Here is a 759-nt window from a genome sequence, read left to right on the forward strand (position 1 = left end):
GTCGTCACCTTCTCCTGGCAGAAGGTTCTGGGCGGCGAGGGCGCGCATGGCATTCTCATCCTGTCGCCGCGGGCCGTCGAACGCCTGATTTCCTATCAGCCGGCCTGGCCGCTGCCGAAGATCTTCCGCCTGACCTCGGGTGGCAAGCTCATCGAAGGCATCTTCCAGGGTGAGACGATCAACACGCCGTCCATGCTCTGCGTCGAGGACTACATCGATGCGCTTCTCTGGGCCAAGCAGCTCGGCGGCCTTAAGGCTCTGATCGGCCGCGCAGATGCCAATGCCAAGGCTGTCGCCGATTTCGTTGCCGCAAACGACTGGATCGCCAATCTGGCCGTCAAGCCTGAGATCGAATCCAACACCTCGATCTGCCTGAAGATCGTCGACAAGGACGTTACCGCTCTCGATGCCGACGGCCAGGCGAATTTCGCCAAGGGCCTCGTCGCTCTCCTTGAAAAGGAAGGCGTCGCCTATGACATCGGCGCTTATCGTGACGCTCCGTCCGGCCTGCGCATCTGGGCAGGTGCGACGATCGAGACCGCCGACATGCAGAAGCTGATGCCTTGGCTTTCCTGGGCCTTTGAGACCCAGAAGGCTGCGCTTTCCCAGGCTGCTGCCTGATGTGATCGCATCCGGCTCCGCCTGGAGGCGGAGCCCCGCATTCCCAATTCAAGTTTATCGCTGAACTCTTTGAAGGAGGCCAAAATGGCACCTCGCGTTCTCGTATCCGACGAACTGTCGGAAACCGCCGTCCAGATC

At 60.9% G+C, this 759-nt stretch carries 1 protein-coding gene; it reads left to right on the forward strand.

What is annotated here, in order from left to right; all coding sequences use genetic code 11:
* On the forward strand, positions 1 to 621 hold a 621-nt coding region (locus AC1D35_RS36595), incomplete at its 5' end, for a PLP-dependent aminotransferase family protein (protein WP_477942956.1).
* Between the last annotated feature and the right edge of the window lie 138 nt (positions 622 to 759).

This window comes from Rhizobium sp. P1_E6 (assembly GCF_056405875.1).